Origin of the sequence: Bradyrhizobium sp. 141, from assembly GCF_023074055.1 — a bacterium.
Lineage (GTDB): Bacteria > Pseudomonadota > Alphaproteobacteria > Rhizobiales > Xanthobacteraceae > Bradyrhizobium.
This window is the reverse complement of record NZ_JADPKR010000025.1, coordinates 23,733-35,869: the sequence shown is the minus strand read 5'-3', so window position 1 is coordinate 35,869 and position 12,137 is coordinate 23,733. Positions and strand designations below refer to the sequence as shown.

The following is a 12,137-nucleotide window of genomic DNA, read 5'->3' as shown; positions in this document are numbered from 1 at the left end:
AGCCATGACCGAGCTCTCCCTCCACGGCGGCATCTCCGTCCATCGCATTGGCGCGATGATCCTGCGCTATTGGTATCTGTTGATGTCGTCCTGGCCGCGGCTGCTCGAGCTCTTGTACTGGCCGGCGCTGCAGGTCATCACCTGGGGCTTCCTCCAGCTCTACATCGCCGAGAACGCCAATTTCTTCGCGCGCGCCGGCGGCACGCTGATCGGCGCCGTCATCCTCTGGGACATCCTGTTCCGCGGCCAGCTCGGCTTCTCCATCTCGTTCCTGGAGGAGATGTGGGCGCGCAACATCGGCAACCTCATGATGAGCCCCTTGAGGCCGATCGAGTTTCTGTTGTCGCTGATGGTCATGAGCCTGATCCGGCTCGCGATCGGCGTGATCCCGATGACGCTGCTCGCCCTGTTCCTGTTTCACTTCAACGTCTATGCGCTCGGCCTGCCGCTGATCGCGTTCTTCTGCAATCTGATCTTCACGAGCTGGTCGGTCGGCATCTTCGTGTCAGGGCTTGTGCTGCGAAACGGCCTCGGCGCCGAGAGCATCGTGTGGACCTTGATGTTCGCGATCCTGCCGCTCGCCTGCGTCTACTATCCCGTCAATGTGCTGCCGCTCTGGCTGCAACATGTCGCCTGGGCGCTGCCGCCGACTTACGTGTTCGAGGGCATGCGGGCGCTTTTGATCGAGCAAACCGTTAGGACCGATCTGATGTTAAGCGCGCTGGCCATCAATGCAGTGCTGCTGGTGGTATCATTTGGGGCATTCCTTGCCCTTTTGCGCAGCGCCAGGAAGCATGGCTCGCTGCTTTCGAGCGGTGAATAACCTCACTTTCCCGTGGATTCAGGCTCGTTTAGCCGTTCAGGGCACGTAGATGTACGTAAGCATGCATTGACGCAATATTACGCATTCGGCAGTATGTTGCGATGCGAAGAGGGATATGATTATGCCGATTGGTGAGTTTGGCGGCGCGCCGCCCCTGGCTGCAGAAGGCAGTCCGGTCCTGACGACGCCGATGTACTGGATGTACGAGATGGCACAGGCCTCTCTCAATCCAGCACGCGCCGTCACCGATGCAACCAAGCTCCTGTTTCAGAATCCGCTCAATCCCTGGGCGCGCACTGAGGTCGGCAAGTCGGTCGCGGCGGCCTGCGAGTTGTTCGAGCGCACCACGCGCCGCTACGGCAAGCCGGAATGGGGTCTCAACGACACCGAGGTCAACGGCCTTCGCGTCCCGATCGAGATCCGCTCGGTCTGGGAAAAGCCGTTCTGCCGGCTGCTCTACTTCGATCGCAAGTTCGCTCGTCCCCTGCGCAGCCCTCAGCCGCGCGTGCTGATCGTCGCCCCGATGTCCGGCCATTATGCGACGCTGCTCCGCGGCACGGTCGAGGCGTTCCTGCCCGCGCATGAGGTCTACATCACCGACTGGGCCGACGCCCGCATGGTGCCGCTCAGCGACGGCCGCTTCGATCTCGACGATTACATCGACTACGTCATCGAGATGCTGCACGTCCTCGGCGGCAACACCCATGTCATGGCGGTGTGCCAGCCCTCAGTGCCCGTCGTCGCCGCCGTCTCGGTCATGGAAGCGCGGCGTGATCCCTTCGTGCCGACCTCGATGACGCTGATGGGCGGCCCGATCGACACCCGCCGCAATCCGACCGCGGTGAACAATCTCGCCCAGGAGCGCGGCATCGACTGGTTCCGCAACCACGTCATCACCAAGGTGCCGTTCCCGCATCCGGGCATGATGCGCGACGTCTATCCGGGTTTCCTGCAGCTCAACGGGTTCATCAGCATGAACCTCGACCGGCACATGGACGCCCACAAGCAGCTCTTCGCCCATCTGGTGAAGGGCGACGGCGACCTCGTCGACAAGCATCGCGACTTCTACGACGAATATCTCGCGGTGATGGATCTCTCCGCCGAGTATTATTTGCAGACCGTCGACACCGTGTTCGTGAAGCACTCGCTGCCGAAGGGCGAGATGACCCATCGCGGAACCCGCGTCGATCCCTCCAAGGTCACGCGCGTGGCGTTGATGACGGTCGAAGGCGAGAACGACGACATCTCCGGTCTCGGTCAGACCGAAGCAACGCACACGTTGTGCAGCGCGATTCCCGATCATCGCCGCGTTCATTACGTCCAGAAGGGCGTCGGACATTACGGCGTGTTCAACGGTTCGCGCTTCAAGTCGGAGATCGTGCCGCGGATTCACGACTTCATGGTCTCGGCTGCGAATCCGAGCTCATTGCAGGCTCTCGCGGCCGAATAATCCCGGATTTCGGCTTTCCCGTCGAAATCTCAGCCCCCTGTCGGAGCCTTCGGCGGGGGCAAGTTCCCTCCAGATTCGCGGTATTTAGGTAGTTTTATAGGAGTGAGTCTGTCCTCACCCCTTGGGGGTGCCGCATGCATCCAGCGAGGGCGAAAAAAGCCGGTTCCAACCCCAGTCTGTAGGGTCTCCCGGACGCCAGACCGCTGTATATTGGGCAAATGATTTGTTTTTGCGCCGAGCGCTTTCCCTGGCGGCGGTTATGGCAGAATCCGGGCGCCCTCCTGCCCCCCGGACTGACAGACATGGCCACTCGCGCACTCCTCTATCGGCGGCCCCACGAACCGAAGACCCTCGTCATCACCCACGGATCGCAATTTTTTGCCATCCGATTGCGCCGGCACAGACGCGCGCGCCGCTACACGCTCAGGATTCATCCGAGCGACCGCGAAGCCATCCTCACGATGCCGCCGCGCGGCACGCTCGCCGAAGCAAAAGACTTCGCGCAGCGTCACGGAGCGTGGATCGCCGCGCGTCTCGGTCGCTTGCCGAAGGCCGCGCCGTTCCAGCCGGGCACGGTGATACCGCTCCGCGGCACGCCGCATCGCATCGTTCATCGCGCCAGCACGCGCGGCACGGTGTGGACCGAGGTGCGCGACAGCGGTGAACGCATTCTCTGCGTTGCCGGCGGGCTCGAACATGTCGATCGCCGCGTCGGTGACTTCCTCAAGCGCGAGGCGCGTCGCGATCTCCAGGGCTCGGCGGAGGCTTACGCAGCCGAGCTCGGCGTCAGGGTCAAGCGCCTCTCGATCCGCGATCAGTCCAGCCGCTGGGGCTCCTGCACCACAGCCGGCTCGCTGTCGTTCTCCTGGCGCCTGATCCTCGCGCCGCCCTTCGTGCTCGACTACCTCGCCGCGCACGAAGTCGCCCATCTCGTCGAGATGAACCACTCGGCGCGGTTCTGGCGCGTCTGCGGAAAAGTCTGCCCGTCGATGGAGCGCGCCAAGAAGTGGCTCGACACGTATGGGAATGATCTGCACCGGTACGGGGCCGAGGATTAGGCCCTCGCTGCTAACGTCTTGAAGGCGTCATCGCCCGCCTTGTGCGCTCTTGCGCACTGGAGCGGGCGATCCAGTATTCCAGAGGCCGTAGTGATTGAATCGATGGCTGCGGCGTACTGGATTCCCCGCCTGCCGCCTGCGCTAAAGCTTCGGCGCGCCCAAGACTGAAACCTCGGCGAAGCCTTGGCGTAGCCGGGTCGCGGGGAATGACAGCGCAGCGCGCTTCAAGCGTCTGTGCCACCCCCGCAAGCCGTTGATTTCGTTATCCTCGGCTACTGTGCATGGGGTTGTTTTCGCAGTTTTGGTGTGGGCCCTCAGCTCGCACCTATCGATTCCCGCCGAACAGCCGGTCCATCAGCCAGCCATCGAGCCCCGCCGCCGCTTCGGGACGCACATTGGCGCGTGTGGGTGGCGGTGGACGATAGCCGCCATTGTTCGCCGGTGCCGGTCCAGGCGCCGCCGCTGTCGGCGGTGACACCTGCGATGCCGCCTGCGCGAGGTTCGACAGACCCCAGCCACTTGGTGCGCTCGGCAACGCCGCCACCGGCACGCCCTCATGCGCGGTCTTCATGAAGCGCGACCAGACTTCCACCGGCAGGCCGCCGCCGGTGGCCTTCTTGGTCGGCGAGTTGTCGTCATTGCCGAGCCAGACACCGGTGACGAGGTTGGCGGTGTAGCCGATGAACCAGGCGTCGCGATAATCCTGACTGGTGCCGGTCTTGCCGGCCGCCGGCCAGCCCGGGATCTCCGCCTTCTTGGCGGTGCCTGAGATCAGCGTTTCCCGCATCATCGTGTTCATCATGCCGACATAGCGGGGGTCGATGACCTGGTTGCGCTCCTCCGGCTGGCGCATGTAGAGCAGCTTGCCGCTGAGCGTCCTGATCCGCGTCACGACATGCGGCGCCACCCCGAAGCCGCCATTGGCGAAGGGCGCATAGGCGCCGACCAGCTCGACCACCGAGACTTCCGACGTGCCGAGCGCGATCGAGGCGTTCGGCTCGAGTTTCGACGAGATGCCGAGCCGGTGCGCGGTACGGACAACGTTCTTCGGCCCGACCTCGAGGCCGAGGCGGATGGCGACGGTGTTGAGCGACATCGCCAGCGCCTGCGTCAGCGTCACCGCGCCGAAATATTCGTGGGTGTAGTTCTCGGGTCTCCAGCCCTTGACCTCGATCGGCGCGTCCTGGCGCATGGTATCAGGCGTCAGCCCCTGCTCGAGCGCGGTGAGGTACACGAACGGCTTGAACGAGGAGCCGGGCTGGCGCTTGGCGGTGACCGCGCGGTTGTACTGGCTGTCGGAATAGTTCCGCCCGCCCACCATGGCGCGCACGGCGCCATCAGGCGTCATCGCCACCAGCGCGCCCTGGCTGACATTGAACTTGACGCTCTTGGCTGCGAGCTCGTCGATGATGGCGGCCTCCGCAACGCCCTGGAGCTTCGGATCGATCGTGGTCTCGACCTTGATGCTCTCGTCGATCTGGCCGACCAGATCGTCCAGCACCTCGCCGATCCAGTCGGCGACGTAATTGACCGTGCCGGCGCCGGCCGGCTTCACATTGTAGGAAGGGTGGCCGATCGAGGCCTTCGCCTGAGCGTCGGTGATGAACTTCGCATCCGCCATCGCCGCGAGCACGATTTGCGCGCGCGCTTCCGCGCCTTCAGGATTGCGGTTCGGTGCGAGGCGCGAGGGCGACTTGACGAGGCCGGCGAGCATGGCCGCTTCGGCGACCGTGACGTTCTTGGCCGACTTGCCGAAATATTTCTGCGCCGCCGCCTCGACGCCATAGGCGCCCGAGCCGAAATAGACGCGGTTGAGATAGAGCTCCAAGATTTCGTTCTTGGAATGCTTGCGCTCCAGCCAGATCGCGAGCTCCGCCTCCTGCAGCTTGCGCTGCATGGTGCGCTCCTGGGTCAGGAACAGGTTTTTCGCGAGCTGCTGCGTCAGCGTCGAGCCGCCCTGCGAGACTCCGCGATGGAGCACGTTGGTGACGAGAGCACGCAGGATGCCGATGGGATCGATGCCGAAGTGCGAATAGAAGCGGCGGTCCTCGATGGCGATGAACGCCTTCGGCAGGTATGGCGGCAGGTCCTGCAGCGCGACATTGGCGCCGGCCATCTCGCCGCGCTGTGCCAGCATGCTGCCGTCTATGCCGACGATCTGGATCGTCGGCGGGCGCTTGGGAATCTCCAGGGACTGGATCGGTGGCAGATGGGCGCCGACATAGATCACGACGCCGATCACGGCGATCACGCCCCACAGGCTCAGCACCGCGCCACAATAGACCAGGCGACCGAGGCCGAAGCCGCCGCGTGACTTCGACCGGCGCTTGGCGCCGCTGCGGCCGGCCGGTGCCTTTCGCTCGCGCGGCGGCTCGTCGCCGGCATCCTCGCTCTTGCGCTTGATTGATGATTTCGTCGATTTCTTCGGCTTGTCGTCGCCGCCGGGAATGCGATCCGCCGCGGTCAGGCGCAGATCGGCGAGCGCCGCGGGCAAGCCGAACAGCGGCTCCTTCCGCCCACCCTTTTTCTTTCCCAACCCCATACGCAAAACGCCCGGTCCGCCCGCCCCGCCGCACGCTAGCGGTCGCAGTTTAAGGCCCGGTTACCCTGACGTTAACGCGTGATTAGGAGATGGGGCATTCGCCCGCCGCAGTTCCGCTGATGAGGCGACGGCGTTAGGATTGCGGGCACAACACTACAGGGAAACACGCATGGGCCATATCGATCCGACCAAGGAGATCTTCGCACAATTTCGGGACAACGACCGCCCCGGCCCGATCCACATGCTCAATCTGGTGCGCCTGCGCAAAGAAGCGGCCTATCCGGACGGACGCAAGGCGAGCGGCGCGGAAGCCTACGCAGCCTATGGCCGCGAGAGCGGGCCGGTGTTCGAACGCCTTGGCGGCCGCATCGTCTGGCAGGGCAGGTTCGAGCTGATGCTGATCGGCCCGCAGGACGAGCGCTGGGACCATTGCTTCATCGCCGAATATCCGAGCGTCTCAGCCTTCGTCGAGATGATCCGCGATCCCGCCTATCGCGAGGCGGTGAAGCACCGCCAGGCCGCGGTGGAGGATTCACGGCTGATCCGGCACGCGGTGCTGCCGGTGGGGAAGAATTTTGGAGAGATACCGGCGTAGGGCGCGTTGCTCTCTCCCCGTCATCCTGAGGTGCGAGCGGCGCGATGCAAGGCATCGCGCCCCGATGCTTCCCCGCTGCGACCAGCCGGGCCGTCGCCCTTCGAGGGCCGCCGAAGAGGCGGCCACCTTAGGGTGACGGTGAGGGATTTGAGTCGCGAACACAAAATCGGCGGCCCGAAGGCCGCCGATCGCATTTCAGAACCAGGCAACCACTAACCTGCCGGGCCTGCGTCTTCCAGGATCGGGCCGAACAGCTCCCAGCGCTCGCCGTTGAACTTCATCATCTGAAGCTGCTTGTTGACGCGATAGTCGGTTGGCGAGGTGTTGGCCTTGATGCCGGGCAGCGACAGGTCGAGCTCCACGTCCTTCAGGCTGGTGGCGACCTTCATGACGTTCTCGCGGGTTAGATCGTCGCCGCATTTCTGGAGCACATAGGCCATCAACTGCGAGGTCGAGTAGCCGTAGCTGTTGAAGCTCGAGTCCTTGTCGCCGTCCGGATAGTACTTGGCCATGAACTCGAAATATTTCTTCATGCCCGGATCATCCTTCCAGGTCGGATCGAGCGGATCCTTGCCATAGTTGACGCTGATCACGCCCTTGGACGCTTCAAGTCCCGCGGGCTTCATCACGGCGCCGACCGAAGTGGCGTTGATGTCGAGAATGTGCACGGGATGCCAGTCGAGCTCGGCGATCTTCTTGATCGCCTGCGCGGCCTGTTTCGGCGTCGTGGCGCTGAAGAACAGATCGGCGCCCGCCGACTTGATCTTGAGTATCTGCGAATCGATGGTGGGATCGGAGACCTCGTATGAAGCTTCCGCAACGATCATGCTGGAGGCCTTGTCTCCAAGCCCGGCCTTAATGCCGTTCAGATAGTCTTTGCCAAGATCGTCGTTCTGGTAGAGGACGCCGATTTTGGCGTTCGGATGGTTCTTGATGATGTACTGGCCGTAGATGCGGCCTTCGACGAAGTAGTTGGGATTGAAGCCCATCGTCCATGGGAAGTTCTTTGGGTCCGTGAACTTCGAGGCGCCGGTGGCCGCGAACAGTTGCGGAACCTTCTTGGCGTTGAGATATTTCTGCACGGCAGCATTCGACGGGGTGCCGAGAAGCTGGAAGGTAAGCAGCACCTCGTCGCTCTCGACGAGCTTGCGCACCTGCTCCACCGCCTTCGGCGGCGAATAGGCATCGTCGTACTGGATCAGGTTGACCTTGCGGCCGTTGATGCCGCCCTGATCGTTGATCATCTTGAAGTAGGCGGCCTGGGTCTTGCCGATCGTGGCATAAGCGGAGGCGGGGCCACTGAACGGGTTGGTCTGGCCGATCTTGATTTCGGTGTCCGACGCGCCGGGATCATATTTCTTCTGGGCACTGGCCGCCGAGACCGACAGCGCCAAAGCGAGGGCCGTGCCTGTGACCAGATGCAAAAATCCGTTCCTCATTCGCAATTTCCTCGGTTTGTTATCTCGATGATCTTTCCGTCGCCGTGGCGGCAAGCGGATGTCATCGCTGGGCGGGAGTGTGGCGGAGGCCTTGCTGCAACGCAAGATTACATGCTGGTCACGGAAGTGACTTTAGTCGAACCGACGCTGCGGACTTTCAGACATGGTTGACGACGCCGGCAACGTGCAAAGCATGATGCTCCGCACCTCGGGTGCGGAGCATCCGTTACGCGCCTCTGCCAGGTCGCGCTAGCCCGACGGTCCGTTGTCCTCGATGATCGGTCCGAACAGCTCCCAGCGTTCACCGTTGAACCGCATCATCTGCATCTGCTTGTTGACGCGATAGTCGTTCGGCCCGGTGTTGATCTTGATGCCGGGCAGCGCAAAGCTCGGGGTGAAGTCCTTGATGTTGGCGACCTGCTTCATCACGTTCTCACGCGACAGGTCGTCGCCGCACTGCTTCAGCACCTGCGTCAGCAGCTCGGCGACCGAATAAGCATAGGTGTTGACCGTGTTGAGCTTGTCGCCTTCGGGGAAATACTTGTCCATGAAGGCGAAGAACGCTTTCACGCCCGGATCGTCCTTCCACTGCGGATCGCTCGGCTCCTTGCCGTATTGGGTCGAGATGATGCCCTTGGAGATGTCGAGGCCGGCCGGCTTCAGCGTCGCCGAGATCGGGCTCGCATTGATGTCGAGGATGTGCACCGGGTTCCAGCCGAGTTCGGCCACCTTCTTGATGGCTTGCGCCGCGAACTTCGGCGTCGAGGCATCGTAGAAGAGATCGGCGCCCAGCGATTTCAGCTTGACCACTTGCGAGTCGACGGTCGGGTCGGTGACCTCATAGGACACCTCGCCGACGATCATGCTGGCGGCCTTGTCGCCGAGGCCGCTCTTGAGGCCGGCAAGATAGTCGCGGCCCATGTCGTCATTCTGGTAGAGCACGCCGATTTTGGCATTCGGATGCTCCTTGAGAATGTACTTGGCGTAGATCCGTCCCTCGGACACGTAGTTGGGATTATAGGCGATGGTCCATGGATAGTTTTGCGGATCGTTGAAGCGCGCTGCGCCGGTGGACGCCAGCAGCTGCGGGATCTTCTTGCCGTTGAGATATTTCTGCACGGCGGCGTTGGCGGCCGTGCCGATGATCTGGAACGTGAACAGCACCTCGTCGCCTTCGACGAGCTTGCGCACCTGCTCCACCGTCTTCGGCGGCGAATAGGCGTCGTCATATTGGATCAGATTGATCTTGCGGCCGTTGATGCCGCCCTGATCGTTGATCATTTTGAAATAGGCGGCCTGGGTCTTGCCGATATTGGCATAGACGGAGTAGGCGCCGGAGAACGGCACGGTCTGGCCGATCTTGATCTCGGTGTCGCTCGCCCCGGTGTCGTATTTCTTCTGGGCGAGGGCGTGGGTGGCGGAGAACGCGAAGGCGAGCGCCGCCGTGGCAGCTATGAAGGCTCTGCGATTGCTCATGTGGGTTGTTCCTCCTGACGGAATTTTCGGCCGACGGTCTTTTTCCGTTGATTGCAACGGTCGCCATCGCTGCCGAAGATTGTGGAGGAAGGTTCGCCACCGCGCAAGGATCGCAGCGCTGCGCCGTAGCGTCTCAGGCCAAAAGCTAGGCGAGGAACAAGGCAGCCAGCGCGACCGCCGCCGGCAGCGCCTGCACCATCAGGATGCGGCGGCTGACGGTCGCGGCGCCATAGGCGCCGGCCACGATCACGCAAAGCAGGAAGAACGCCTTGATCTGGAACGCGAAGGCCGGGTTGCCGTGGACGAGACCCCAGATCAGGCCGGCGGCGAGGAAGCCGTTATAGAGCCCCTGATTGGCAGCCAGCACTTTGGTGATCTCGGCCTTCTCCGGCGTGTTGCGAAACACCTTCAAGCCCTGCGGCTTATCCCAGAGGAACATCTCCAGGATCAGGAAAAAGACGTGCAGCGCGGCGACCAGCGCCACCAGGACATTGGCGATCAGGATCAAGGTCAGCTCCCCCAAAGCGTCAGCTTTCGGGTGGACGCTAGCATGGCCGGCATGGCAAGTGCGATAAGCGTGTTTCGATGCAATGGTGCCGCAATGGTCAGCCGACCAACCAAACTCTCTGTTCGCTTCGGCCTCGATCGCCTGACGACGCCGATCGGAATCGCCTTGCTCGTCACCGATGCCGAGGGTGCGCTGCGCGCGCTCGACTGGGCAGACTATGAGCACCGCATGCGTGAGCTCCTGCGCCTGCACTACGGCGCGGTCGATCTGAGCGACCAGCCTGCGCCCGCGACCATGCGGACGGCGCTGTCGGGCTATTTCGAAGGCGATCTCGGTCAGCTCTCGAGCATCGCATGGCGCATCGCCGGCACGCCGTTCCAGCAGAAGGTCTGGACTGCGCTCGCGCAAATCCCTGCGGGCACCACCATGAGCTATGGCGCGCTCGCCGCAAGGATCGACACGCCAAAAGCCATTCGCGCCGTCGGCCATGCCAACGGCTCCAACCCGATCAGCGTGGTGCTGCCATGCCATCGGCTGATCGGCGCAGATGGTTCGCTGGTGAAATACGGCGGCGGCCTCGAGCGCAAGCGCTGGCTGCTGCGGCACGAGGGGGTGGAGGTTCGAGCGCCCGTTTGACGAGGTGTGAGCGATAAGGAGCCGGCTTCAAGGACCTGCCCCGGCGATGGGTCGTCGAGCGACCATTCGGCTGCTGCCCCTGCTGTAACCGAATCCGTCAGATTTTCGACGTCATCACTTTCTGCACGATCTTCCAGGTCCCGTTCACCTTCAGGCATGACAAAAGGTCCGTGAAGCAACGCGGCGGAATTTTCAATTTCACCTTCAAGAGCGCGAGTTCTCCTTCAACATCGATTGACAGGATCTGATCATCCCGCTCGAAGCCCTGTTGCTTCGGAGCTTTCATGTTGCGCACCGCTGCTAGCCAGGTTGCAATCGGCGTCACGCCGACATTGCCGTCCTCGGCGACCTTCGTCACGGAACTCAAGGGATGAAGTATGGATGCAAATTTCTCAGCATCCATTTCATAGGCAGCATCGAAATAGGTCTGCGCAAGGGAGCGCAAGGCGGGAACGTCCGTATCCATTGTCATCCTCAAAGCTGTTACACGGAACTCATTCATGCAGCTGGGCCGGCTATGCCGAGCGCCAACCTGCCGCCGCGTTCATAAAGGTACTGCAGATCTCTTCTTGCCCGCGCAGGACTACGGCAAACTGGCTTATGAGGCTAGACGTCTTGCATGGCATGGGCTCGTGAGCGATATTCATAAATGATGACGAACGAAATGAACGAACTCGCTGCGTTTGCAGTCGTGGCCAATGAACGAAGCTTCACACGCGCTGCGATAAAGCTGGGTGTATCCCAGTCTGCCTTGAGCCACACAATCCGGAGGCTTGAGCAGCGGCTCGAGCTGAAGCTGCTCGCTCGAACAACCAAGAGCGTTGCGCCAACCGCTGCGGGGGCAGCTCTTTTGGAAGACTTGTCCCCGGCGCTTGAGCAAATTCGTCATGCTATCGACAAAGCTCGAAGCGTTCGGCGTCGACCCGAAGGTCGCCTTCGAATTGTCATGTCACGATCAGCTGCCGTGATGGTATTGTTACCGCGCCTCAGGGCTTTCGCCGAGGCCTACCCGGACATCGTTCTGGACGTTGTCACCGTCACTGGACCCGTGGACCTTGTTGCAGGCGAGTTCGATGCCGGTATTCAGCTTGGCGAGTACATTCAAAAGGACATGATCGCGGTTCGTGTCACGCCCGAACTGCGATTGGCGGTCGTAGGGTCGCCACGCTATTTCGCTTCACGACGCATCCCCGAAAAGCCAAAGGACCTTGGCGATCATCGGTGCATCACCCTGCGTCTTGCGGGTGGTCCATATCGGTGGGAGTTTGAGCAGGGACGAAAGTCGGTCACGATCAACGTGAACGGCCCGCTCATCATTGACGATACTCACCTGGTGATTCAGGCGGCGCTCGCTGGAGTCGGTATCGGAATCGCCTATGAAGAGCAGGTCGCCGGATATGTTGCGCAACGCCGCCTTGTCAGGGTGCTGGAGGACTGGACGCCGCCGATTCCCGGCTTCTTCATGTATTATCCCAGCCGCCAGCATCAACCAGCTGCGCTGTCTGCACTCGTGAACGCACTACGACTCTCCGAACAGAAGTCGGCGCGTTGATTGGTAAGGAGGTGAAGGCGTGGCGTGCCGACCTCTCCTCTTGTCATTCCGGGACGCC

General features: G+C 62.2%; 11 protein-coding genes. 6 read left to right on the top strand and 5 right to left on the bottom strand.

Annotation, left to right across the window (positions count from 1 at the left end):
- The first annotated feature begins 4 nt into the window (after positions 1-4).
- The 3 genes from IVA81_RS07545 to IVA81_RS07535 all read left to right on the top strand — a co-directional run bounded on the left by IVA81_RS07545 (position 5) and on the right by IVA81_RS07535 (position 3,331).
- Positions 5-823, top strand: a complete 819-nt coding sequence (locus IVA81_RS07545; protein WP_247314295.1) for an ABC transporter permease — start codon at positions 5-7, stop codon at positions 821-823.
- 121 nt (positions 824-944) lie between these two features.
- The gene (gene phaZ, locus IVA81_RS07540) at positions 945-2,273 is read left to right on the top strand and encodes a polyhydroxyalkanoate depolymerase (protein WP_247314294.1); all 1,329 of its coding nucleotides are present in this window, start codon (positions 945-947) and stop codon (positions 2,271-2,273) included.
- Between the two features lie 218 nt (positions 2,274-2,491).
- Positions 2,492-3,331 (top strand): SprT family zinc-dependent metalloprotease, encoded by an 840-nt coding sequence (locus IVA81_RS07535; protein WP_247314292.1) that lies wholly within the window; start codon positions 2,492-2,494, stop codon positions 3,329-3,331.
- Positions 3,332-3,656: 325 nt separating this feature from the next.
- On the opposite strand, the gene IVA81_RS07530 is transcribed toward IVA81_RS07535, so the two are convergent.
- Positions 3,657-5,873, bottom strand: coding sequence for a penicillin-binding protein 1A (locus tag IVA81_RS07530; protein ID WP_247314291.1), 2,217 nt, complete (start codon positions 5,871-5,873; stop codon positions 3,657-3,659).
- A gap of 169 nt (positions 5,874-6,042) precedes the next feature.
- Between IVA81_RS07530 and IVA81_RS07525 the strand changes: the two genes are divergently transcribed.
- Positions 6,043-6,468: a DUF1330 domain-containing protein gene (locus IVA81_RS07525; RefSeq protein ID WP_247314289.1), complete on the top strand. Its 426-nt coding sequence runs from the start codon at positions 6,043-6,045 to the stop codon at positions 6,466-6,468.
- Between the two features lie 212 nt (positions 6,469-6,680).
- Here IVA81_RS07525 and IVA81_RS07520 read toward each other — a convergent pair whose 3' ends face one another.
- The 3 genes from IVA81_RS07520 to IVA81_RS07510 form a co-directional block, all read right to left on the bottom strand.
- On the bottom strand, positions 6,681-7,907 hold the full coding sequence (locus tag IVA81_RS07520) for an ABC transporter substrate-binding protein (RefSeq protein ID WP_247314287.1): 1,227 nt from the start codon (positions 7,905-7,907) through the stop codon (positions 6,681-6,683).
- 249 nt (positions 7,908-8,156) lie between these two features.
- Positions 8,157-9,383, bottom strand: a complete 1,227-nt coding sequence (locus IVA81_RS07515; protein ID WP_247314285.1) for an ABC transporter substrate-binding protein — start codon at positions 9,381-9,383, stop codon at positions 8,157-8,159.
- 145 nt (positions 9,384-9,528) lie between these two features.
- Positions 9,529-9,885, bottom strand: a complete 357-nt coding sequence (locus IVA81_RS07510; RefSeq protein ID WP_247314604.1) for a DUF1304 domain-containing protein — start codon at positions 9,883-9,885, stop codon at positions 9,529-9,531.
- Positions 9,886-9,984: 99 nt separating this feature from the next.
- On the opposite strand from IVA81_RS07510, the gene IVA81_RS07505 reads away from it, so the two are divergent.
- Positions 9,985-10,527, top strand: coding sequence for a methylated-DNA--[protein]-cysteine S-methyltransferase (locus IVA81_RS07505; protein WP_247314284.1), 543 nt, complete (start codon positions 9,985-9,987; stop codon positions 10,525-10,527).
- Positions 10,528-10,624: 97 nt separating this feature from the next.
- Here the strand turns inward: IVA81_RS07505 and IVA81_RS07500 are convergent, their stop codons facing one another.
- On the bottom strand, positions 10,625-10,993 hold the full coding sequence (locus tag IVA81_RS07500; protein ID WP_247314281.1) for a nuclear transport factor 2 family protein: 369 nt from the start codon (positions 10,991-10,993) through the stop codon (positions 10,625-10,627).
- 183 nt (positions 10,994-11,176) lie between these two features.
- On the opposite strand from IVA81_RS07500, the gene IVA81_RS07495 reads away from it, so the two are divergent.
- Complete coding sequence (locus IVA81_RS07495; protein ID WP_247314280.1) at positions 11,177-12,079, top strand: LysR family transcriptional regulator; 903 nt, start codon at positions 11,177-11,179, stop codon at positions 12,077-12,079.
- The last annotated feature ends 58 nt before the right edge of the window (positions 12,080-12,137 follow it).

Excerpts from the sequence above, each read along its gene's own strand:
- phaZ (WP_247314294.1), top strand. The coding sequence starts at position 945 with ATGCCGATTGGTGAGTTTGGCGGCGCGCCGCCCCTGGCTGCAGAAGGC.
- IVA81_RS07525 (WP_247314289.1), top strand. The coding sequence starts at position 6,043 with ATGGGCCATATCGATCCGACCAAGGAGATCTTCGCACAATTTCGGGAC.
- IVA81_RS07545 (WP_247314295.1), top strand. The coding sequence starts at position 5 with ATGACCGAGCTCTCCCTCCACGGCGGCATCTCCGTCCATCGCATTGGC.
- IVA81_RS07530 (WP_247314291.1), bottom strand. The coding sequence starts at position 5,873 with ATGGGGTTGGGAAAGAAAAAGGGTGGGCGGAAGGAGCCGCTGTTCGGC.
- IVA81_RS07535 (WP_247314292.1), top strand. The coding sequence starts at position 2,492 with ATGATTTGTTTTTGCGCCGAGCGCTTTCCCTGGCGGCGGTTATGGCAG.
- IVA81_RS07515 (WP_247314285.1), bottom strand. The coding sequence starts at position 9,383 with ATGAGCAATCGCAGAGCCTTCATAGCTGCCACGGCGGCGCTCGCCTTC.
- IVA81_RS07495 (WP_247314280.1), top strand. The coding sequence starts at position 11,177 with ATGATGACGAACGAAATGAACGAACTCGCTGCGTTTGCAGTCGTGGCC.
- IVA81_RS07500 (WP_247314281.1), bottom strand. The coding sequence starts at position 10,993 with ATGGATACGGACGTTCCCGCCTTGCGCTCCCTTGCGCAGACCTATTTC.
- IVA81_RS07520 (WP_247314287.1), bottom strand. The coding sequence starts at position 7,907 with ATGAGGAACGGATTTTTGCATCTGGTCACAGGCACGGCCCTCGCTTTG.
- IVA81_RS07505 (WP_247314284.1), top strand. The coding sequence starts at position 9,985 with ATGGTCAGCCGACCAACCAAACTCTCTGTTCGCTTCGGCCTCGATCGC.